The sequence below is a fragment of the Desulfomonilia bacterium genome, assembly GCA_036567785.1.
In the GTDB taxonomy this organism is placed as follows: domain Bacteria; phylum Desulfobacterota; class Desulfomonilia; order UBA1062; family UBA1062; genus DATCTV01.
The window spans coordinates 41,062-62,868 of the sequence record DATCTV010000043.1 but is presented as its reverse complement, the minus strand read 5'-3'; the positions used below and the strand labels follow the sequence as shown (position 1 = coordinate 62,868).

Genomic DNA, 21,807 nt, shown 5'->3' with positions numbered 1-21,807 from the left:
ATCTCACATGCATTTAATTTAATTCAAGACACATGGAGGAAACAAGATGCCCAAAAAGGCGGATATCAACAAGGTTATGATCATCGGTTCAGGTCCAATCATAATAGGTCAGGCATGCGAATTCGATTACTCGGGCACACAGGCGTGCAAAGCCCTTAGAGGTCTGGGGTATCAGATAATGCTGGTGAATTCAAATCCGGCGACTATCATGACCGACCCGGGAATGGCTGATATAACTTATATCGAGCCCTTGAACGTTAAGACGATGACCGAGATCATTGAAAAGGAAAAACCCGATGCGATTCTGCCTAATCTTGGCGGACAGACCGGTTTGAACCTGACATCCGAACTTGCAAAAGCCGGAGTGCTTGAAAAGCACGGGGTCAGAGTCATCGGTGTCGAGCTTGATGCAATCGAGCGCGGAGAGGACAGGATAGCCTTCAAGGAAACAATGAACAGACTGGGCATTGAAATGCCGGCAAGCGAACCTGCGTACTCTGTTGAAGAAGCCGAGTCGATAGCAGCAAGACTTGGCTATCCTGTGGTGATCAGACCTGCATATACAATGGGAGGTACAGGCGGAGGCCTCGTCTATAATGTTGAAGAGTTGAGGGTCGTGGCGGCAAGGGGAATTTCCGCGAGCATGGTGGGGCAGATACTTATCGAGGAGTCGGTTCTCGGCTGGGAAGAGCTTGAGCTTGAAGTGGTTCGCGATGCAAGGAACAACATGATCACGGTATGCTTTATTGAAAACGTCGATGCCATGGGTGTCCATACCGGCGATTCCTACTGCACGGCGCCCATGCTTACGATTTCCGAAGAACTGCAAAAACGGCTTCAGAAATATTCATACGATATCGTTGAGGCTATAGAGGTAATCGGCGGCACGAACATACAATTTGCACACGATCCAAAAACGGGCAGGGTGGTGGTCATCGAGATAAACCCCAGGACATCACGCTCATCAGCCCTTGCCTCAAAGGCGACCGGGTTTCCGATCGCCCTTGTTTCATCAAAACTGGCTGGCGGCCTCAATCTTGACGAGATTCCGTACTGGCGGGCAGGAACGCTAGACAAGTACATCCCGTGGGGCGATTATGTGGTCGTCAAGTTCTCACGCTGGGCTTTTGAAAAATTCAAAGGCGTCGAGGATAAGCTGGGCACACAGATGAGGGCCGTGGGCGAGGTTATGAGCCTGGGAAAGAATTATAAAGAGGCCTTCCTGAAATCAATAAGATCGCTGGAAATCGGCCGTTACGGTCTGGGCTTTGCAAAAGACTTCAATTCAAAAAGCCTTAATGAACTGATGGGCATGCTCGGCTATGCAACGAGCGAACGGCAGTTCATAATGTATGAGGCGCTCAGAAAAGGCGCGGATGTTGAAGAGCTTTACAGGAGAACTCATATCAAACCCTGGTTCATCTCTCAGATGAAGGAACTGGTGGAGCTCGAAGAGGAGATACTGAAATACAGAGGCGGAATGATTCCTGATGAGCTCCTTGCCAGGGCCAAGAAAGACGGCTTTGCAGATAAATATCTTTCAAAACTGCTGGATGTTCCCGAGCCTGAAATCAGGGATAAAAGAAAGACTTTAGGTATAGTACATGCCTGGGAAGGGGTAAATGTCAGCGGGGTGGAGAATGCAGCCTACTACTATTCGACTTATAACGCCCCGGACTCGGTACCCGTCAGCACCCGCAAGAAGATAATGGTGCTGGGAGGCGGTCCTAACAGGATAGGGCAGGGCATTGAATTTGATTACTGCTGTGTGCATGCGGCATTCGCCATCAGGGATGAGGGCCTTGAATCCATCATGGTCAACTGCAATCCCGAGACGGTATCCACCGACTATGACACATCGGACAAGCTCTATTTCGAACCATTAACCGTTGAAGACGTGCTGGCCATCTATGAGAAGGAGAAGCCCGAGGGCGTCATCGTGCAGTTCGGCGGACAGACGCCGCTCAACATTGCCAGTGAGCTTGCTGCTGCGGGCGTGAAGATACTAGGCACCACTCCGGATGCCATCGATCTTGCCGAGGACAGGGACAGGTTCAGGAAGGTAATGGAAAGGCTGGGCATACCCATGCCCGAGTCCGGTATGGCAAGCACGATGGACGAGGCCCTCCAAATTGCAGACCGCATAGGTTATCCGCTTATGGTCAGGCCTTCCTATGTACTGGGCGGACGCGGAATGGAAGTAGTCCATGACGAGGAAATGCTTAAATCCTATGTCTCTGCCGCCCGCGGTGTAACCCCTGAAAGGCCGATACTTATAGACAAGTTTCTGGAAAACGCAATAGAGGCCGAGGCCGATGCAATAGCCGACGGCACAAGTGCATTCGTGCCGGCGGTAATGGAGCATATAGAGTTCGCAGGCGTCCATTCGGGTGATTCCGCATGCGTTATTCCTCCGATAAGCATCCCGCAAAAACACCTTGATACCATTTATGAATATACTAGAAAAATAGCGGTCGAACTTGGCGTGGTCGGGCTCATGAACATGCAGTATGCGATAGCCAATGACAAGGTTTATGTGCTCGAGGCGAACCCGAGGGCATCACGGACCGTGCCGCTTGTGTCGAAGGTTTGCAATATCCCGATGGCAAGAGTGGCGACCCAGATCATGCTGGGGAAGACCCTGAAGGATTTTGACCTGCATGACAGAAAATTCCCGCATTTCGGGGTGAAGGAGGCGGTATTTCCGTTCAACATGTTTCCCGAGGTTGACCCTGTCCTGGGGCCCGAAATGCGTTCCACCGGAGAGGTGCTTGGCATGGCAGGCTCTTTCGGAGAAGCTTACTACAAGGCGTTTGAAGCAGCCGGTCAGACGCTGCCGATGTCAGGTACCGTTCTTATAACGGTATCCACTCTTGACAGACCGTATTTGGTCGATGTCGCAGGAATGTTTGACAAGCTCGGATTTAAAATACTTGCTACTGACGGCACCAGCAGGCTGCTGAACGAGAACGGCATAAAATCCGTTCCGATCCTGAAACTGCACGAGGGAAGACCAAATATACTCGATGCCATCATGAATAAAGAGATAAACCTGATCATAAACACCCCGATAGGGAAATTGAGCACATATGACGATTCCTATATAAGGAAGGCCGCCATAAAATATAAGATACCTTATATCACGACACTGGCGGCGGCAACAGCGGCCGCCAGGGGAATTGAGGCCTGCAGAAAATCAAGGGGTGCAGTGAAGTCGATACAGGAGTATCATAGGGAAATAAAATAGCTGTTAAGGTATTGGCTTATCAGAGGTGAAAATGGAACTCTTTGCAGTAATCATGGCCGGAGGAAAGGGCGAAAGGCTGTGGCCTGTTTCAACGTCCTTGATGCCCAAGCAGCTAATTGCCTTCAATGGCGAGAAAAGCCTTTTAAGGACTACTGTAGACAGGATCCTGCCACTGACAAGCCCGGAAAAAATCTGCTGTGTCACGGGCAGGGATGTTTCTGCGGCGGTTGCTTCAGACCTTAATGAAATTCCGGCCGGGAATATTCTGGTCGAGCCTTTTGGCAGAAACACCGCACCGTGCGTGGCCTTTGCGGCAGCATGGATAGAGAAGCAGGCCCCGGATGCCGTGATGGCCATTTTTCCGTCTGATCACGATATCTCGGACAGCGATATGTTCAGAAGGGTCGTTTCATTCGGCGTCAAATGCCTTGATGATGAACCGGGAATTCTTTTGACCATAGGCATCATGCCGACACGGCCTGAAACGGGATATGGCTATATCTCTCCACAAAACACTCTGAAAGAGGATGGCGGGCTCAGGCTTCTGAAAGTCGGGAATTTTCATGAAAAACCGGAGGCATCAACAGCCGGAGAGTATATCAAAAGGGGTTTTTTATGGAACGCCGGCATGTTTATATGGAAGGTCGGCACGATTCTAAGTGAAATTGAAAAGAATGCTCCGGGGCTGTACGAGAAGACAATGGAACTTATTGATTCGGATTTCAGGGAAGAAGACATCTTGAAATTCTACTCGTCATGTGAGTCGATTTCCATAGACTTTGCAATAATGGAAAAGGCGGAAAACGTAGGTGTTATTCCCGCCTCGTTCGGCTGGAACGATGTGGGCTCATGGAGTGCAGTGACTGGCCTTCTGGATAAGGATGCCCATGCCAACGCAGTCCACGGCGATGCCTTTACTTACGAGTCATCGAACAATGTGATCTGGTCTTCCGGTAAGAAGATTGTCCTGATAGGAATCGACGATATGGCCGTAGTTGAAGGCAGCGACGCAATACTTGTCTCAAAAAAGACGATGTCGCAGGATTTAAGCAAGGTCCTCAAACTCATGGCCGGAAAGAAGGATTGAAGAAGATTATCGTCAAGGTGGAAGATGCATCAGGTTCAGGAAAAGGAATGCAAAAGATGCGGCAAGTGCTGCGGGACGAGCATGTTCGCATATGTTAATGAAGATGATCTGAACAGATGGAGAAGAGAGCACAGGCAAGATCTCATTGATATTGCCGAAAACGGTGAAACCATATGGGCCGGAGACAGGATAATGACCTCAACCGGCGAGTATTTCAGGGAATGCCAGTTCCTCAAAAGGACTGAAGACGGCTGCACCTGCATGATATACGAGACAAGGCCTGGTGTCTGCGCTTCTTATTCTCCAGGTTCTTCACCTCTGTGCCCCCAGTGGGACGGTTACTGAGGCAGGCATTCCTTCCACTTTAAAAAAAAGTGCTCAATCTAATCAATAAACAGCCGGGAATCTCCCGAAGCATTTTTTATTATGCGCCAGTCTTTTTCAGTCAGGCTGTCAAGAAATCTCCTGTCATGGCTAATGAGCAGCAATCCGCATGGACATCCGGCGAGGGCCTCCTCAAGGCATGTTATGGAAGGAAGGTCCATGTGGTTTGTGGGCTCGTCCATAATTATGAGCCAGGGGTTTCGGGATATGCCGAGAGAAAGTAATATTTTTCTGGTTTCTCCCGGGCTCGGTTCGGTGCTTTCAAGAAGCCTTCCGGGCCTTGACCCGAGACAGCTCACAACGGTCATTACATGGCCGAGCCTTTCCCTAGGAAGCCTTTTCACCTCATCCATTATCCTGCCTGTATCTTTCAGGTCGATCTCCTGTGGAATGTAGGTGATCTTGTCTTCAGGAAGACATGAGCATGAGATGACATGTCTTATCAAAGTACTTTTGCCAGCGCCATTGATGCCTGATACCGCAATCCTGTCATCAGGTCTCATGGCGAGGTCCGGAAAAAACAACTTTCTTCCTGCTCCAAGGGGTATTTCACCAGAGTTGATCCTGAAAAGGAAATCTCGTTCGCATCTGAGGCCTTCGATCCATATGCCCAGGTCATAGGTTTTATTGACCTTGACTGATTGTTCCAGTTTTTTTGCCTGATCGAGGCGTCCTTCGAGCTGCCGCAGGAGCTTCCCCGCAACGGCGTCCTTGCCAGTCACCCTTGCAAGGTTGATTTTCGATTTTGCGTCATGGTCTTTTTTATCGATTCCTCGTTTTGAGCGTTTCCTGTCCGCTGCTCTGGCCTCATTCATACGCGATGAGGCCTCACGCTTGAGCTTTGCATATGCTTCTTTTGCGGCCACCTTTTTTCTTAAGGCTGCTTCGGTCTCCTTTTTCTCCTGTGCGCTGGCAAGAGAATAATTCCCCGGCCTCATTGTACATTTGGGCGTATCGACGAAGAGGCACCTGGAACACAATTTATCGAGCAACTCCCTGTCATGGCTAACGATCAAACCTATGCCGCCAAACCCGGACAGAGACGATATGAGCATGGCTCTAGTCGCCATATCTATATGGTTTGTAGGTTCGTCAAGGGCAAGGACGCCGGGTTTACGCCACAGCGCTTCAGCAATCTGAGCGCGTTTTCGCTCGCCATGGCTCAGAGTTTCCCAGCGTTCAGGCCAGTCATCGCCTATCTCTAGGATGCGCCTTAAATTGCAGGAAGCACTGTCTGCCGACATAATAAGGTCGGGAAGGTCAGGAGGTGCTTTATCGGTCCTCTGTGCGCAATAAACCGCAGTGCCCGGAGAGATTATTTTTCCTTTTAAGGGTGTAAGCTCATTTGATGCGAGTTTTAAAATGGTGCTTTTCCCTACACCGTTTGCGCCAACGATGCCGGTCCATCCGTTGGGAAAACTTGCGGACATGCCCGATATGAGCATGTCTGCAAGCGCGTCATATGTAAAGCTTACGTCATTGAAACTTAAAAAACTTTCAGGCATTTCCTCTCTTAATTGAATTTTACCTGCGGTACTGCCTTCTCGGCTTCAGGAATGTCGAAATATTCGGCCTCTTTTACGTTTGCCCAATTGGCGAAAAAGCGTCCCAGGAAAGATTTCACATATGAATTGAGGGCTCTCACTGCATCGTTGTAACGCTTTCTTTCGACTGAAATGCGGTTTTCAGTGCCTTCGAGACTGTCCTGAAGCTTCAGGAACGATTCGTTCGCTTTCAGCTCAGGGTAGCGCTCCTGCAGCATAAGGAGCCTGGAGATCGCACCTTCGAAGTCGCCTGCCGCCTTTGCTTTGTCGTTTATGGTCTGTGCCGAAAAATATGATTTGCGGGCATTTGCCAGTGATTCGAACACGCCTTTTTCATATGCGGCATAGCCTTTTACAGTCTCTACCAGGTTCGGAATAAGATCGAACCGGCGTTTGAGCTGTGTTTCAACCTGCGCCCACTGGGCTTTTACGGCTTCATTAAGGCTGATGGCCTTGTTGTACTGAGAGATGCAGTAGCCGGCGATTATAACAACAATTCCGATGATTATTCCGACAACGATTGGTGTCTTTTTCATCCTTCCTCCATATTGAATATTTGAAAAATCATCTGTTTTAAATAAGTTCTTCAATCTCAAATTTCAAATCTCAAATTATTGTTCACCATCCGCCCGATGAGCCGCCTCCGCCGAAACCGCCTCCGCCTCCGCTGAAACCTCCGCCTCCGAAGCTGCCGCCACCGCCGAAACCACCGCCTCCTATCCAGATTCCCCCGTGGCGCCTTCCGAATGAACGCCGTCCGAATGGAGAAAAAATCCTGCTCAGAACGATGAAGGTTACAAATATAAGAAGGAATGCAGAAGGAATGGATTTGACTTTGCCTTTTGATTGACGGACAGGCTCAGCAGGTGCGGTCCCTTCGACCTCGGTGCCGTAGGCCTTTGCTACGGTGCCGATTACGGCGTTTGCCGCATCGTTGATCCCGCCCGAGAAGTCGCCTTGCCTGAATTTAGGCACCATGTACTGTCTTCCTATTGTCCCGGCAAGGCTGTCGGGCATCACTGATTCAAGACCGTATCCGACTTCGATGCGGTATTTTCTGTCATTTACGGCAACAACAAAGAGTATGCCGTTATCCTTTCCCTTCTGTCCGATACCCCATTTCTGCGCACGCTCTATCGAGTATTCTTCAATGGGTATCCCTTCTGTAGAAGGAACGGTAAGCACGACCATCTGTATCCCGGTTTTCTGATCAAGCGCTTTAAGCCTGGAAGAAAGGCCGGCCTTTGTAGAGGCGTCTATTATACCGGCCCTGTCCTCGATATAATCCGCCGGCGGGCCTTCGACAGCCGGAACTTTAACCGCTGCTGAAAGGATGAACAGCATGGAAAGAACAGCCAGGAATGAAAACTTTTTAGCACGAGGTTTCATCAACAATAAGCGACAGCTCATGTGTCAGGTCATAAAGTTTTTTAAAAAGCAGGCGAATCTCTTCGCTTTTCAGGGATGGTTTTTTCTGTGAGCGTATTGTTTGAATCTGTTTCATACAATCGAGGCTGACCCTGCAATGTGATTCTATTGCACTCAGGACAGATGACCTGTCAACCGGCACTATATATCCTCCCATGAAAAGGATAGCCCTCAAGAGCGGATAAAAACCCAATGATGACTGTATTATAAGGCCAAGCAGCAGCTCTTTATCGCCGGAAGCGGATATATAACCCCTGCTCAGCTGGATAAGTCTTGCCTTCAATTCCCTTTCGCATTGAATCCTTATCATGGGTTTTTCTATACTGATTCCGGAAAAGATTTCAGAGCCGTAAATCGTCTTGTGGATGAGTTTTAATTCCAGGAATTCGATCGGGAAGACATCAATGGAGCGTTCAAGATATTCGTTTGTGATAACAAGAGGGGCACGCACTTTTTTTCTGCCGTATTTTTTCCCGAACCCGGCAAGCGAATCAAGAAAATCCTGGCCGAGCTTCTTCATCACGATTACAGGATTGATGTCGGATATTCCCGGTATATAGTCCTGTGTAATGATGCTGCCTGAAAGGACAATTGATTCGAGGTCATGGCCTGCAGATGCAATCACGTCATCTGAAAAATCTCTGATAACGGGCAGGGCATCAAGAGGAAGGCCGTCAAGATTCATCACTTTTTTATCAATCATGAGATAGCGATTTATCACGGGATGGTCATCTTGTCCATAATAAAACAATGTTCAACTTTTCCAAAGAATGCTTGACACAGGAAAAATATCTCTTCAAAAGGAAATCATGGTTATCGGAAAAGGATTGATGGATGCTTTTCTGACAAACGAAGATATTGAGGATTTTCTTCAGCAGGCCTTCACCAAGTGGGACATGACGGGACAAAAGGTGCTTGTTATCGTCCCTGACTCAACCCGGATACTGCCAATGCCTCTTTTCTTCAGGCTTATACATGAAGGGCTTGCAGGAAAGGCCAAATCCATAGATTATCTGATTTCATCCGGTACTTATGCACCCATGTCCAGTGAAGATATAAACAAACACTTCGGCATTACGCCAAGGCAGCTTGCAGAAGGCATCTACAGGGATGTGAACATATTCACTCACCAGTGGAACCTTCCTGAAAATTATGCAACTCTCGGGACAATCAGCGAGGATGAAACAGACAGTCTTACATCGGGTATGCTCAAGGCGGAACTTCCTGTGCGGCTGAACCGAAAGGTGCTCAATTATGACATGATCATCGTCCTAAGTCCCGTCTCGCCCCATGAACTTGCCGGGTTTTCAGGAGGCAACAAATATTTCTTTTCAGGAACCGGCAGTCCGGAAGTGATGAATTATATAAGCTGGCTTGGAGCGTTGCATATGAGGCGGGATATTCTAGGGGTTAGGGACACATCGGTCAGGAGGATAATCGACAGGGCGGCTTCATTCATTCCCGCATCCAAGCTGTATATCTGCCCTGTTGTCAGGGAATACGGTGTGAGCGGTCTTTTTATCGGTGAACATGATGAGGCATGGACAAAAGCGGTTGAGCTGTCCTTACGGGTGCATATCGTATATTCGGATAAGAGATATTCGAAAGTGATTGCAGTACTGCCCAAAAGCTATCCCGATCTCTGGGTCGGAGTGAAGGGACTGCAGAAGGTTGAACAGATCGTAAAGGATGATGGGGAATTGATTATCTATGCCCCGCATGTGAGGGGGCTTTCTTTTGCCCACGGCATGCTCATGGAAAAAATAGGGTATCATGTGAGGGATTTTTTCCTGAAGAAGTGGGATTATTATAAGGGCTATCCTTTGATGGTTCTTGCACATTCGACACTTTTAAAGCCTGACGGGACATATCAAGAAGGGAAGGAGCATCCCCGTATAAACGCTACTCTTGCAACAGGGATTCACCCCCTTGTCTGCAAAAAGATTAATCTGAACTATTATAATCCACTTGAGATAAATCCCAGAAATCCGATTGGGGAACAGAATGAGGATATGCTGGTTGTCAGGAATGCGGGCGAGATTTTATACAGGTTCAGGGACAATTGAGAATAAGGCGTGACGGGAAGAATCATCTTCAGATATTATTTTTTTAAGGCAGGATGAATGATCCCGTAAAATGATTATCTATAAAAAACCGGGGGCCGAAAATGAAAACATCAACAGGGCTGCTATCGCTGATAATCATATTATTAAGCGCTGTTTCCTCAGGCGCGGTTAATTTCACACCAAAAGAGATATATTCAAGGGATGCACCGGCGGTTGTTTTCATCTCGGCATTTGACCAGGGGGCACGGACAGGCAGTGCGGGTACGGGCTCCATCATAACGCCTGAAGGGCTTGTGCTCACAAACAGTCATGTCATAACAAATGCAAAAACGAAAAATCCTTACGGCACCATAGTGGTCTGCCTCAAGCCTGCAAGGCTTTCGGGAGATTCAAATGACGATCTCAAGCAGTGCCTTTCGGCCCGTGTGATTTCGAGGGACACTGAGATCGATCTGGCCGTGCTCAAGCTTGAAAATGTTCAGGGTGTTCTGACGGCAATACCTCTCGGCGATGCCGGGACCGTATCGATAGGCGATCCTGTCGCGGCGATCGGGCATCCTGAAGGAGGCGGGCTTTGGATTCTCACCACGGGTGCCATATCAGGCGTTAAGAAGATCGGTCCGCAGGATGTCTTCCAGACAGAGACCAGCATAAACCGTGGCAATTCGGGAGGGCCCCTTATCGATGCATCTGGAAACATGATAGGCATAAACACGAGCATGTCCCGCATGTCGGCCGACAACATTCCCATTGTGGGCGTAAATTTTGCAGTAAAGAGCACTCAGGTTAAAAAATGGCTTGATTCGCAGGGGATCAATATCGCTGTCCGGTCCGCACAGGCAGCGGATGCAAAAGAGAACACAGCCCTTGCCCCTGTCCGGAAGGAAAAGGCCGGAATGCCTGAAGAACCGGAGCCTCCCCAATTTGAAGAGAAAAAGGCCCTGACTGCAGAGGAATTAAAGCCTGAATCCGAGGCTGAAAAACAGCCAGGCACACCCCCGGAAAAAACAAAAAAGAAAAAAACCGCTACAAAGAAAGAAACAGGGGTCATTGACGACAAAAACATGACTGGCGCGGAAGAAGAACTCAGGGAATTCAAAGGCCCTGGCGGTGAGATCATGTATGGAATTCCCGAAGGGAAATTCAACCTGAACGATACGACCGGAATGCTGTATGACCGGACTAAAAAGAAAGCTCAGAAGGCCTTTGAAGAACTGGACGAGGCTGACTAGCTTTCCAGCTGAACCGGGAACATTTTCCGTGCATGGTTTTCGCAAAATTATAAGAACTTATGTTTTCAGGTTACAAATAAAACAGGGAGGCAATTCTTTATGAAAAAAATCATGTATGGACTGCTTATGGGCTTGTTAATGTTTGCTGTAGCGCTTGAATTCGGCGCATGTTCCGGCAAAACGCCTGAACCGCAACCAATAGAGAAGGTTATAGGCGGAGAACTGAAGGGCGCTCCCGACTGGGTGACCAAGAGCTGCGGGACATACTACAAGGCCAAGGGTACGCCCATGGTGTGCGGTGTGGGTTCTGCGGGCGGCAGCAGGAACGTATCGCTGATGCGCGAAACAGCCGAGGCTCGTGCAAGGACGGCGCTTGCAAGATCTCTTCAGGTCAAGGTCAAGGCCATGCTGAAGGACTATCAGGCCACTACGACCGGCGGACAGGATTTCGGCACGGCAGCGGCCGATGAGCAGAATATAACGGATGTATCAAAGCAGATCACCGATATGACCCTTACAGGAACAGAGCTCCAGGATACCTGGGTAAGCTTGAACGGAACTTTTTATGCCCTTGTAGCCATGGATGTCGATAAATTCAAGGATTCAGTCAGCAAGATGGGCAACCTTTCAGATTCCGTCCGCAAGGCTGTAAGTGAAAGGGCTGATAAATCATTTGAAGAACTCGATGAGAATACTGATAAGGGTCAGGATCAGTAAATAAAATAGTCCGTTCTCTCAGACACGGAATGCCCTTACTGTAAAGACCGGCATACGGTGCTTGACCGGTAACGGGAAACAAATTAGGATACGGGATTGCTTCTGGTTAACAGCGGCCTTATATTTATTTAAAAGTTATTTAAAGCTGATGTCCGCTGATATTTTCCCACGGGGGTATATATGAGGAAAACAAGTTTTAGCGTCTGGTTTGTTATCGCCCTTGTCCTGTTGACCTGCAAAAGCCTCTTGGCAGCAGGAATGGCCACTCATACCGAGGTAAGCGAACGCGCATCCGTGGCGTTTCATTCAAGCGCTTATCCCGAATACAATGGATTTGTCGAAAAATACAGGGATGCAATCCAGGCCGGATGCAGATTCCCTGACTGGGGTTACTGGACGGGTTATCAGGACGAATCGGAGCTTGCCCACTGGTACCCTTTCATCAAGGCCGCTGCAAATCGTTTTCACCAGAAATACAAGGCTGACATAAATTCCTCTGACCCTGCAAAAGCCGAAAAAGCAGGGCGCTATGCAGCCTTTGTTCTGGGGCTCATGTGCCACCACGCAGCTGACGTGGCCTGGCATGCAGGTGACGGCTTTGTGGGTATCATGGGGCAACAGAATTTCAATGGCAGTTTCGATGACGCACATCAGATAGCTGATTTTGGAGGGGACATTGCATGCGCGCACGAGTTCGATATGTCCTGGATAGAGGATAAAATGTGGGTGCCTGCCGATGACATGGCCGAGGTTTATCATGAAATGGGATTTCCCGATGTGACTTCCAGATTCATCGCAAATGCCAACAAACTCATGTTTGCAGCGACAGAAGCCGAGACGAATGCAGGTTATCTTCTCTTTTCGATACCGGCTGGAAAGTCGACTTTCCTTATTGATGAACTCCAGGGCTTCTTCATGGGTGGTCTGGACGATATGTCCTTCTGGACTCTTTTAAGATGGGAAGAAGCGATAGACTGGATGGAAAACGGTGTTGAAACTGATAATGCCGGTTTTTTCCTGGCAAATGCCGGAGCCGAAGAGAGTTTTGTTACGGAAGCCCGAAATAAACTTGATACAAAAGGGATTAATGTAAGAGAGGCCGTTGTTGCAGGCGGCGTCATGTTGAGCCTTGAAAAAAGCACAGCAGAAACCCCGGAAGCATATGTTGCCAAGAAGCCTGAACAGGCCGATTTCATGACAATAGGCGCAAAGGCATATTCCTATACGGGGAAAAGCCTTGCCAGAGGTGATTTGAACAATGACGGTATCGATGATCTTATAATCGGTGCACCCGGCTTCGAAACGCCCGGACATCCCGATCTCGGGGCCGTATATGTCGTTTACGGCAGAAAGGATGCAAAAACATATTTCGCTTCGGGGATTGATTTCGGTAACGCCGATGCAGTTTTGACAGGGAATGAGGACGGAGGCAGGTTCGGCTGGGCGGTAACGGTATTGGACTTCAACCTCGATGGATATGAAGACCTTGTCGTCTCGGCGCCTTCGGAGGGTGCCGGTAAAAGGCTCTATAACGGCAAGGTTTATGTTTTCCCCGGCTCGGAAAAAGGCATTGCAGTGGAGCCGTCCGTTATCATTATCGATACGGCAAAGACATCCGCTCTGGGATTTTCACTTTCAGCAGGAGACCTGAACAATGACGGGAATCCCGACTTGATCGTCGGCGCTCCTTTCAGAGAAGTTGCTGTTTCGGGCAAAGGAAAAATGCAGCAGTGCGGCAGCATTGCGATATTCAACTCATCAAAAAACATTCCACGGGGAAGCATGACCCTCGATAACGCATGGTGCGTATTGAACGGGGAACAGGCGTATTCCTGGTTCGGCTGTCACGTTGAAGTTGTAAATAAATCGGATGGAATGCTTATTGTGGGTGCTCCCGCCTACAATTCCGGCAAGCAGAATACCGGCAGGGTTTACGGTTTTAACCTTGCCGGCCTTCGCATAACAAAGGCCGGTACGACGCCACAGTTCACGCTTACCGGCGAAAGCGAGTTTGAAGGTTTGGGTTCTTCATTTTCAACCGGAGATCCTTATGGAACGGGCAAAACGGTTCTTGCGGTGTCATCGCCCGCAAAAGACCTGATGATGCTGGGACTCTTTCAGCTTATCGATCAGCCGGGCTCTGTTATGCTTGCAAGCCTTTCCACCCTCAGCGGCGACCTTAAAATATCCGATGTCAAGCCGATTGCAGTTATAAACGGCGTCAGGGCCTTTTCCAGATTCGGGGCGCAGGTGGCCTTTTCCGACTTCAATGCCGACGGAATTGATGACCTGTGGGTCAGTGAGACCATGAGAGCGGTCAATGCAAAGCTCGAATCAGGTGTCGTATATTATTTCAAAGGCGGCAGTACAATGCCTGCCGGAACGATACTCTCCTCAATGGCCAGGCCGGAAATGACCCTCAGGGAAGGCGGAAAAAAATCGCAGTTCGGTTCGTGCTATACATTTCTTGACTTCAATGCCGATAATGCAACGGATACGGTTATATCGGCACCAAGGGCAACCGGCGAAAACGGCAGGCTTGAGGGTGCGGTTTATGTGATGCTGTCTCCTGACGGCACAGTTCGGCCCGATGATCCGGATGATCCGGATAATCCTGTGGAAGGAGAGGGCGCAACCGAAATTGGTAATCCGTCGTCAGAAAGTAATGGCAGCAGCATCTGTTTTATAATGACCGCAGGCCTTTAGAAACAGATTGAACCTATGACAAAAGTCCCTGCCAGGCAGGGACTTTAATTTGATGACGATGTCAGGTTTGTTTTCATCCGGATTTCTTTGTGAAAGGTTCCTTAAAAACTTGACAAAAGCTTTTTTATAGCGGATTCGATGCTTTACCATTTTATATATCAGGAACAGGGAGGGATGAGTATATAATGAAAGCCAGTATATTAAGAAAAATCAAGATAATGGCGGTAAGCCTGTATGTTACTCTTTACATAACAATCCTGGTGCTGTGGCAGCAGCTTACCAATACATATGACCGTTTATACGGCGATAAGATGCTCAGGTGGTGGTCATCCCACCTGCTTGATGCCGTAGATGTGAAATGCCTGTTCAATGACCCGTACAATGTAAGGATCGAACCGGGCAAGCGCTATATAATCATGTCCAATCATTCAAGTCTTTACGATATACCGATAATAATAAAGACCATGCCGGGCAGTATCAGAATGCTGACCAAAAAAGAGCTGTTCAAGGTGCCCCTGTGGGGCAAGGGCATGAAGGCGGGCGAATTCATAGCCATAGACAGGCATGATTTCGAACAGGCGAAAAGAGACCTTAAGGCGGCACGCGAAAAGATGGAAAGCGGGATCGTGCTGTGGATTGCGCCTGAAGGAACGCGTTCAAGAACCGGAGAGCTGGGAGAATTCAAGAAAGGCGGCGTGATAATGGCCATAGAATCAGGCGCAACAATAATTCCGGTAGGAATCGTCGGAGCGGCCGAAATACTTCAGCCAAAGACATGGGATTTTTATCTCGGCAAAGAAGTCAAGGTCAATGTAGGCAAACCGATCGATGCTTCTTTATATTCTCTGGAAAACAAGGAAGAACTGCTTGATGTTTTAAGGGCTTCCATTATAGAACTTTGCAGCAAGTCAAAGCTTAAAGAAAACATCTTATGGCAAACCTTATAAATCCAGGGGAATTAAAGGAATTCGCCGAGGCCCTGTCTCTTAGGGAAATGCCGTTTGCAGTGTTCAGTTCGGATGTTGTTCCCGAAGGGGCGCTTACCCCGAAAAACTCAAGGTGCGTTATAGGAGTACTCAGACTTGCAAGAAAAAAGAGATTACCCGCGGTATCCATGAATCATGACAGTCTGTGCCCTGGCGGCAGGGTTTATATGAACCTCGAAGGCGCTGTCAGCGATTTCATACCCGCATTTGTTTCAACCGGCATGGAAGGCGTATTCGAGGGAGAACGCTACTGCAAGTCCCCGGATATTGTGAGGCAATATCTCGAACTGGTTGCGCTAAAAGCCGATCCCCTGCCTTATAGGGTATTCAAGCCCCTTGACATGCTCGATGAAAGCGATTCACCCGAGGTTGTGGTCTTCTTTGAAACGCCGGATGTCCTTTCAGGACTTTTCACGCTGGTGCAGTTTGAGACAGGCGAAAGCAACAGCATTATCGCGCCGTTCGGGGCAGGTTGTGCGGGCGTGTATACATGGGTGAAACGCAATCTCGAGGAAGGTAGAGAACGCGCGGTCATAGCAGGTTTTGACCCGTCGGCGAGGCCCTTCATGGCGCCCGATGAACTTACGTTTTCAATTCCATATTCCGTGTTCAAAAGGCTTATGGCCTGCTACCGTGACAGCTTCCTCTTCACCCACAGCTGGCAGACGATAAAGAAGAGGATTCAGAAGGGTTTGGCAGACTGAAAATTACACTGTCTGGGAAATAAAATATCATATAGCTGTAGTTCAGCTGTTATATCCGTCAAGGAAAATTGTTCTATAATCCGGCAGCAGGTTTATCATTCCCTTGCCAGTCCATTTTTTGCATGAGCGGAAAAAGCGATTGAGGTTCATCCGCCGCATGAAACCCGGGAGTACGGGCAGATGCAAGGCTTTGTCCAGGTCGATAATCCACGGATTCATATGTTCGTCCAGCAGTATGTTCTTAAGGTGCAGGTCCGCATGCCAGACGCCCAGATCGTGCATCCTGCGGACAAGGGAGCCTGTTTCATGAAAAATCGTTGTGAAAAGATTGTCCTGCCAGTTATTTTGCGCAAACCTCAAGACTTCTCCTTTCTGCTCGGCCCTGAATTTCTCAAGCCATGTGAGGAGGTCGATGGAATTAGGCACAAGCCGGGAAATGACATCGATTGAATAGAATATCCCGCTTCTGATAAATCTGACGGCAGGTATCTCGGGTGTGCGTATGCCGTTTCCTATCAGATAATTGCTGATCCTGAGTTCTCTCACGCTCCTTGATTTGCTGAGAAATAGTCTTCCAGTGACCTTTCCGAACAAACCTCCGTGCACCAGCTCCCTGACGATCATGTCATCGCCCAGCAACCGCATGTTGCCCCGGCCTGTCATGGACGACGGCCTGCCTATGGGGCCTGATGCCGGGATGATATTTTCAGGAAGATATTCTTTTACAATGATTGTTGTATCGCCTGTTTTTATTATCCGGTAACCGGAAAGAGGACATGTCATCATAGATTAATCTTCGACCGCAAGCCTGATGCGCTTTAATCTTTTTATTTCATCGCGGAATTCAGCCGCCTCTTCGAATCTGAGAGCTCTGGCCGCTTCGGTCATATTCTTTTCCAGCTGTTTTATGGTCTTCTCGATCTGTCTTATGTTGATTGTGCCCTGTGATGTTTTGACCTCGGCGCTCATGTCGGCATAGTCGCGCTCATAAATTGAAGAAAGGATATCGCGTATGTTTTTCTGAATGCTCTTCGGAGTTATGCCGTGCTCTTTATTATAAAGAAGCTGCTTATCGCGGCGGCGCTTTGTCTCGTTCATGGCCCTTTCCATGGAACCGGTGATCCTGTCGGCATAGAATATGACTCGGCCGTTTATGTTTCTGGAGGCCCTGCCGGAAGTCTGCACCAGTGAACGTTCCGAACGCAGGAAGCCTTCCTTGTCCGCATCAAGGATTGCCACAAGCTCGACCTCGGGAAGATCCAACCCTTCACGAAGGAGGTTGATGCCTACAAGCACGTCGAATTTTCCTTCGCGCAGGCCGTTCACCAGTTCGATCCTTTCAAGGGTGTCAATGTCCGAGTGCATGTATTTCGCTTTCACGTCGAGATTGACGAGATAATCGGTCAGCTCCTCGGACATCCGCTTGGTGAGAGTTGTAACAAGGACTCTGCCTCCGCGGGCAGTTACCTTTTCTATCTCGGCACGAAGGTCGTCAATCTGAGTGGAGGCCTTCCTGACTTCTATTTCGGGATCGACAAGCCCGGTTGGCCTTACCACCTGTTCGGTAAACTGCCCTTTTGTCTGCTTGAGTTCATATTCGCCGGGTGTTGCCGAGACATAAATGATCTTATTAACAAGGGCGTTGAACTCGTCGAACCTGAGCGGCCTGTTGTCCAGAGCGGAGGGGAGCCTGAAACCATAGTCAACGAGTGTGGCTTTTCTCCTGTGGTCGCCTCTGTACATGCCTATCAGTTGAGGGACGCCGACATGAGATTCATCAAGAAATACAAGGCTGTGCCTGGGTAGATAATCCATGAGAGTAGGTGGCGGTTCACCCTCTTTCCTTCCTGTAAGATGGCGGGAATAATTTTCAATTCCCTTGCATATGCCCGTCTCCATAAGCAGTTCGAGGTCATAGCGCGTGCGTTCTTCAAGTCTCTGTGCTTCCACCAGCCTGTTTTCTGACCTGAAGAAATCGAGCCTGTCGGCAAGCTCTTCCTTGATCGTGGCTATCGCATTCTTCATCTGGCTTTCCGGTGTGACATAGTGAGAGGCAGGATATATCGGGAAATGTGAAAGCTTCCTGATTTTAGAACCTTTGAGCGCATCGATCTCCCATATGGTTTCTATGACATCGCCGAAGAGCTCCACCCTGACGGCTTTTTCCTCTTCATGAACCGGATATATGTCTATCGTATCGCCGCGTACTCTGAATGAACCGCGGTGAAAATCGAAATCACCCCTTTCGTATTGAATTTCGACAAGCTTTTTCAAGATATTGTCGCGGCCTTCCTCCCGGCCCTGTTCAAGAAAGAGCAACATCCCGGAATAAGCCTCCGGAGAGCCCAGGCCGTAGATGCATGAAACGGACGCCACGATGATGCAATCCTCGCGTTCGAAAAGCGCGCGTGTGGCCCTGTGCCTTAACTTGTCTATATCCTCGTTAACGTCCGAATCCTTTTCTATATAAAGATCCCGGGACGGTACATATGCCTCGGGCTGATAATAATCATAGTAACTTACAAAATATTCGACCGCGTTATCTGGAAACAGCTCCCTGAATTCACCGTATAGCTGCGCCACCAGTATCTTGTTGGGTGCGATAACAAGTGCAGGTCTCTTCATGCGCTCTATTACGCAGGCCATGGTGAATGTTTTGCCTGAACCCGTCACGCCGAGAAGCACCTGGTCACGTACTCCTTTTTCTATGCCTTCGCATAAGGAATCGATTGCCCCGGGCTGATCACCGCTGGGTTTATAGTCTGATACAAGCTTGAAATTCATCCGGTATATTCTTGCATAAAAAGTGTACACTGTAAAATTTATTTGTCCTTCTTCATTTAGCTTGACTTTAAAATGCAGTTGCTTTTTATTATTCTTCAACTGGAAGGATTATCGGCATGAAACATGGTAAAACCAATAAGAAGTTTTTTCCGAGGTTTCGTTAGCTAATCGTGTTCCAGAAACAAAACAAAAGGCCTTGATGCTTTGCCAGGCTTAGGGGTCGTTAAACGGAGGTGTATTAATGGCGCAGGGAACAGTGAAATGGTTTAATGAGAAAAAGGGTTTTGGGTTTATAACACAGGATGATGGAACGGATGTATTTGTTCATTTCTCATCACTCAAACAGGATGGTTTCAAAACGCTCCAGGAAGGTGACAAGGTCAAGTATGATGTGGTCCAGGGGCAGAAAGGCCCCCAGGCTTCGAACGTCGTCAAAGTCTGATGAAGACCGGGACGGCCTTCAGGCCGTCCCGTTTACTGTTTCCACCTGCTTTTTTCTTCGGTCATACCTGATATAGCTGGAATAAAATTTTGCCGATCAAATAATTTTTTTCCCGGTAATTATGTTTTTTCCATCTTTATACTCATAGCTGATCGAATCAGAGAGGCTTACAACAAGCCTGATTCCCTGGCCGCCGATCTTGATGTCTTCAATGGATGCCGAATACGGCTGCGGAATATATGCCAGAGGATCAAACCGGATGCCGTCATCCTCTATCGAAAACGTGATCTCCGCACCGTCAAAACTCAGAGAAAGGTAAACATGGTGAGTTCTGCCGTCTGAATATGCATAATTGCAAATGTTTATGAAAAGCTCTTCGAAAATAAGATTAAGGTCATTTATGATAGATTCCTTTATGCCGCATGAGTTGCTGAAATCGGTTATGAATGCATGGATCCTGTCGATGTTGTCCGGTTTATTTTCAACATAGATATGGGCGTTTTTTATATGTGAAGTTTCGGATCTCATCCCGTGATACTTAAGAGCCAGCAATGTAATATCATCATTTTGCGGCATATCTTTAGCAAAAGCCTCTATCGTTTGCATTGTCCGTGAAATAATCTCACGCGGGCTCATGTCGGCAGCACTCAATAAAACTTCGTTAAGTTTTTCATCAGTAAACAGGCATCCGGAACCGTTAATGCTTTCCGTTACGCCGTCTGTAAACATGAAAAGTGTTGCCTCCTTTGAAAATCTGGTCCTTCTGGTTCCGTATTTTATCCCTGGCGACATTCCGCAGGCAGGGCCGATTCTTTCGTCCATAAATGAGAGACCGCCATTTTTATGTATGATAACGGGCGGATTATGACCTGCATTCGAGTATAGAAGTACCCCGGTCCTTAGATTCAGGCGGGCTATGAAAATCGTTATGAACATTGAATAGGGGTTGTTCCTGCAGATTTCATTATTTACCGTTGTCAGAACTTCACCGGGGGTTGAATTCGAAAGTGATGACATGTGAAGCATGGTTTTCGTAAGCGCCATATAAAATGCCGCAGGTATTCCTTTCCCGGAGACGTCACCAATAATAAGCCACAATGAATTTTCATCACTCATGAAAAAATCATACATGTCACCGCCGACTTCCCTGGCTGGAGACATAAGGGCGAACAGATCGAATTCACTTGATTTCGGTATGGAATCGAGCATTGGGAGGATGCTCATCTGAACATCATGTGCAATCTGCAACTCGTTTTCAATGCGTTCTTTCGCAGAAGTTGTTTCAGTAAGTTTTACTATGTATTTTTTTAATGATTCCAACATATCCGAAAATACGTTCGTAAGGACGCCCACCTCATCCTTTATGTTTGTCCTGGGAATGTCATAGTCCAGATTTCCCTTGCCTATCGCCCTGGCCGCAACTGCCAGGCTTCTGAGCGGCCTGGTTATCCTGCCTGATATAAATGCAACAAATATGAGAAGTATCAGCAGCCCTCCCAGAGAAAGCGCGATAAGACGTCTCGAAAGCTCATCCATGCCGCTGAACATGTCGGATTCGGCGCAGAGAACGGCCAGTGACCAGTTATATTCTGTGATTGGGATATAATATATAAAACTGCTTTCTTTCAAAATGATGCTTTTGAATACTGAAAATCCTGTTTCACCACTGATCATTTGTGTCCCTATATTTGCAACCGACGGGTTGTTATATTCCTTTGCAAGCTGGAAAATGGTTTCGCGTCCGATTTTGTCGACAAACGGATGGGCTATTAATGTGCCGTCGCCTGATATGATGAAACAGTACCCTGTGTTGAACACTTTGACTGTTGATATGGTTTCGGCAATGTTCAGGAGTGAAACCTTGATAAGAAATGCGCCTTTGAACTCATTATTTTCATCATGTATATCCAATATCGGTATCGTAAAAACCACCATGGGATAACTGAGTTCGGGCTCTATAACGGGCCTGCTCCAGAAAGGATTTAGTGATTTTTTTGAGGTCTCATACAGTTTTAAATAAATGGAGTCTTTTTCAAGCGCATCAACGGATGCCATTTTAATGCCACGTGGAGTTCTGTGAAAGTGTATTTCTGAAAGCGTATCGGCTCTGTCTGGATCACCAGTAATAAGAAGTGCGCCTTCAAGCTGCTGATTCTGCCTGACGATCATTTCAATCAGAGTTGTTATGAGCGCCTTATCGTTTATTTTCTGCAGCAAAACCGGTATCGAATCCATACCGGCCTTTTCTGCATCATGCATGGTCGATATGATGAGGTTTGCCGTACTGTCTGCGACCTCCCTGCAATGCATTTCAGCGTAAGCGGAAATCTGTTTCCTGGATTCAAAATAATTATATGCGAACACGATTGAATAAATAATAAGAACCGTACTGGAGATCTGTATTACCAGCTTGGTGGTAAGGCTTTTTGTAATATTATTCAACATCTCTCTTTACCGGTATTTATTTCCCCCCCCTGATA

At 48.0% G+C, this 21,807-nt stretch carries 17 protein-coding genes; 10 read left to right on the top strand and 7 right to left on the bottom strand.

The annotated features are described in order from the left end of the window. The first annotated feature begins 46 nt into the window (after positions 1-46). Genes carB through VIS94_12475 form a run of 3 tightly spaced genes read left to right on the top strand, consistent with a single transcriptional unit; the run spans position 47 to position 4,679 of the window. Positions 47-3,247 carry a carbamoyl-phosphate synthase large subunit gene (carB, locus tag VIS94_12485; GenBank protein HEY9161885.1) on the top strand — a complete coding sequence of 1,067 codons (3,201 nt, stop codon included), beginning with the start codon at positions 47-49 and terminating at the stop codon, positions 3,245-3,247. Between the two features lie 31 nt (positions 3,248-3,278). Then, the gene (locus VIS94_12480; protein ID HEY9161884.1) at positions 3,279-4,334 is read left to right on the top strand and encodes a mannose-1-phosphate guanylyltransferase; all 1,056 of its coding nucleotides are present in this window, start codon (positions 3,279-3,281) and stop codon (positions 4,332-4,334) included. 24 nt (positions 4,335-4,358) lie between these two features. Continuing rightward, positions 4,359-4,679, top strand: coding sequence for a YkgJ family cysteine cluster protein (locus VIS94_12475; protein HEY9161883.1), 321 nt, complete (start codon positions 4,359-4,361; stop codon positions 4,677-4,679). 38 nt (positions 4,680-4,717) lie between these two features. On the opposite strand, the gene VIS94_12470 is transcribed toward VIS94_12475, so the two are convergent. The 4 genes from VIS94_12470 to VIS94_12455 all read right to left on the bottom strand — a co-directional run bounded on the left by VIS94_12470 (position 4,718) and on the right by VIS94_12455 (position 8,411). Then, positions 4,718-6,223 (bottom strand): ATP-binding cassette domain-containing protein, encoded by a 1,506-nt coding sequence (locus VIS94_12470; GenBank protein HEY9161882.1) that lies wholly within the window; start codon positions 6,221-6,223, stop codon positions 4,718-4,720. Positions 6,224-6,231: 8 nt separating this feature from the next. Further along, positions 6,232-6,798, bottom strand: a complete 567-nt coding sequence (locus VIS94_12465; protein ID HEY9161881.1) for a LemA family protein — start codon at positions 6,796-6,798, stop codon at positions 6,232-6,234. A gap of 82 nt (positions 6,799-6,880) precedes the next feature. After that, positions 6,881-7,651, bottom strand: a complete 771-nt coding sequence (locus VIS94_12460; protein HEY9161880.1) for a TPM domain-containing protein — start codon at positions 7,649-7,651, stop codon at positions 6,881-6,883. Beyond that, complete coding sequence (locus VIS94_12455) at positions 7,635-8,411, bottom strand: hypothetical protein (protein HEY9161879.1); 777 nt, start codon at positions 8,409-8,411, stop codon at positions 7,635-7,637. Before VIS94_12455 ends, VIS94_12460 begins: the two co-directional genes overlap by 17 nt. An 88-nt stretch (positions 8,412-8,499) precedes the next feature. On the opposite strand from VIS94_12455, the gene VIS94_12450 reads away from it, so the two are divergent. The 6 genes from VIS94_12450 to VIS94_12425 all read left to right on the top strand — a co-directional run bounded on the left by VIS94_12450 (position 8,500) and on the right by VIS94_12425 (position 16,101). Next, on the top strand, positions 8,500-9,756 hold the full coding sequence (locus VIS94_12450; GenBank protein HEY9161878.1) for a lactate racemase domain-containing protein: 1,257 nt from the start codon (positions 8,500-8,502) through the stop codon (positions 9,754-9,756). Between the two features lie 101 nt (positions 9,757-9,857). Next, positions 9,858-10,988 carry a serine protease gene (locus VIS94_12445; GenBank protein HEY9161877.1) on the top strand — a complete coding sequence of 377 codons (1,131 nt, stop codon included), beginning with the start codon at positions 9,858-9,860 and terminating at the stop codon, positions 10,986-10,988. 99 nt (positions 10,989-11,087) lie between these two features. Beyond that, positions 11,088-11,705 carry an LPP20 family lipoprotein gene (locus VIS94_12440; protein HEY9161876.1) on the top strand — a complete coding sequence of 206 codons (618 nt, stop codon included), beginning with the start codon at positions 11,088-11,090 and terminating at the stop codon, positions 11,703-11,705. A 180-nt stretch (positions 11,706-11,885) separates the two neighbouring features. Beyond that, a complete protein-coding gene (locus tag VIS94_12435) occupies positions 11,886-14,411 on the top strand; it encodes a zinc dependent phospholipase C family protein (protein ID HEY9161875.1) in 2,526 nt (841 codons plus the stop codon). 185 nt (positions 14,412-14,596) lie between these two features. Beyond that, entirely contained in the window at positions 14,597-15,358 is a 762-nt protein-coding gene (locus VIS94_12430) for a lysophospholipid acyltransferase family protein (protein HEY9161874.1), read from the top strand. Beyond that, the gene (locus VIS94_12425) at positions 15,343-16,101 is read left to right on the top strand and encodes a DUF169 domain-containing protein (protein HEY9161873.1); all 759 of its coding nucleotides are present in this window, start codon (positions 15,343-15,345) and stop codon (positions 16,099-16,101) included. Before VIS94_12430 ends, VIS94_12425 begins: the two co-directional genes overlap by 16 nt. 42 nt (positions 16,102-16,143) lie before the next feature. Here VIS94_12425 and VIS94_12420 read toward each other — a convergent pair whose 3' ends face one another. Next, positions 16,144-16,887: a lipopolysaccharide kinase InaA family protein gene (locus VIS94_12420; protein ID HEY9161872.1), complete on the bottom strand. Its 744-nt coding sequence runs from the start codon at positions 16,885-16,887 to the stop codon at positions 16,144-16,146. A gap of 3 nt (positions 16,888-16,890) precedes the next feature. After that, positions 16,891-18,885, bottom strand: a complete 1,995-nt coding sequence (gene uvrB, locus VIS94_12415) for an excinuclease ABC subunit UvrB (GenBank protein ID HEY9161871.1) — start codon at positions 18,883-18,885, stop codon at positions 16,891-16,893. Positions 18,886-19,126: 241 nt separating this feature from the next. Between uvrB and VIS94_12410 the strand changes: the two genes are divergently transcribed. After that, on the top strand, positions 19,127-19,327 hold the full coding sequence (locus VIS94_12410) for a cold-shock protein (protein HEY9161870.1): 201 nt from the start codon (positions 19,127-19,129) through the stop codon (positions 19,325-19,327). Positions 19,328-19,423: 96 nt separating this feature from the next. On the opposite strand, the gene VIS94_12405 is transcribed toward VIS94_12410, so the two are convergent. Then, a complete protein-coding gene (locus tag VIS94_12405) occupies positions 19,424-21,769 on the bottom strand; it encodes a SpoIIE family protein phosphatase (GenBank protein ID HEY9161869.1) in 2,346 nt (781 codons plus the stop codon). Positions 21,770-21,807 lie beyond the last annotated feature (38 nt).

Excerpts from the sequence above, each read along its gene's own strand:
- carB (HEY9161885.1), top strand. The coding sequence starts at position 47 with ATGCCCAAAAAGGCGGATATCAACAAGGTTATGATCATCGGTTCAGGT.
- VIS94_12480 (HEY9161884.1), top strand. The coding sequence starts at position 3,279 with ATGGAACTCTTTGCAGTAATCATGGCCGGAGGAAAGGGCGAAAGGCTG.
- VIS94_12475 (HEY9161883.1), top strand. The coding sequence starts at position 4,359 with ATGCATCAGGTTCAGGAAAAGGAATGCAAAAGATGCGGCAAGTGCTGC.
- VIS94_12470 (HEY9161882.1), bottom strand. The coding sequence starts at position 6,223 with ATGCCTGAAAGTTTTTTAAGTTTCAATGACGTAAGCTTTACATATGAC.
- VIS94_12465 (HEY9161881.1), bottom strand. The coding sequence starts at position 6,798 with ATGAAAAAGACACCAATCGTTGTCGGAATAATCATCGGAATTGTTGTT.
- VIS94_12460 (HEY9161880.1), bottom strand. The coding sequence starts at position 7,651 with ATGAAACCTCGTGCTAAAAAGTTTTCATTCCTGGCTGTTCTTTCCATG.
- VIS94_12450 (HEY9161878.1), top strand. The coding sequence starts at position 8,500 with ATGGTTATCGGAAAAGGATTGATGGATGCTTTTCTGACAAACGAAGAT.
- VIS94_12445 (HEY9161877.1), top strand. The coding sequence starts at position 9,858 with ATGAAAACATCAACAGGGCTGCTATCGCTGATAATCATATTATTAAGC.
- VIS94_12440 (HEY9161876.1), top strand. The coding sequence starts at position 11,088 with ATGAAAAAAATCATGTATGGACTGCTTATGGGCTTGTTAATGTTTGCT.
- VIS94_12435 (HEY9161875.1), top strand. The coding sequence starts at position 11,886 with ATGAGGAAAACAAGTTTTAGCGTCTGGTTTGTTATCGCCCTTGTCCTG.
- VIS94_12430 (HEY9161874.1), top strand. The coding sequence starts at position 14,597 with ATGAAAGCCAGTATATTAAGAAAAATCAAGATAATGGCGGTAAGCCTG.
- VIS94_12425 (HEY9161873.1), top strand. The coding sequence starts at position 15,343 with ATGGCAAACCTTATAAATCCAGGGGAATTAAAGGAATTCGCCGAGGCC.
- VIS94_12420 (HEY9161872.1), bottom strand. The coding sequence starts at position 16,887 with ATGATGACATGTCCTCTTTCCGGTTACCGGATAATAAAAACAGGCGAT.
- uvrB (HEY9161871.1), bottom strand. The coding sequence starts at position 18,885 with ATGAATTTCAAGCTTGTATCAGACTATAAACCCAGCGGTGATCAGCCC.
- VIS94_12410 (HEY9161870.1), top strand. The coding sequence starts at position 19,127 with ATGGCGCAGGGAACAGTGAAATGGTTTAATGAGAAAAAGGGTTTTGGG.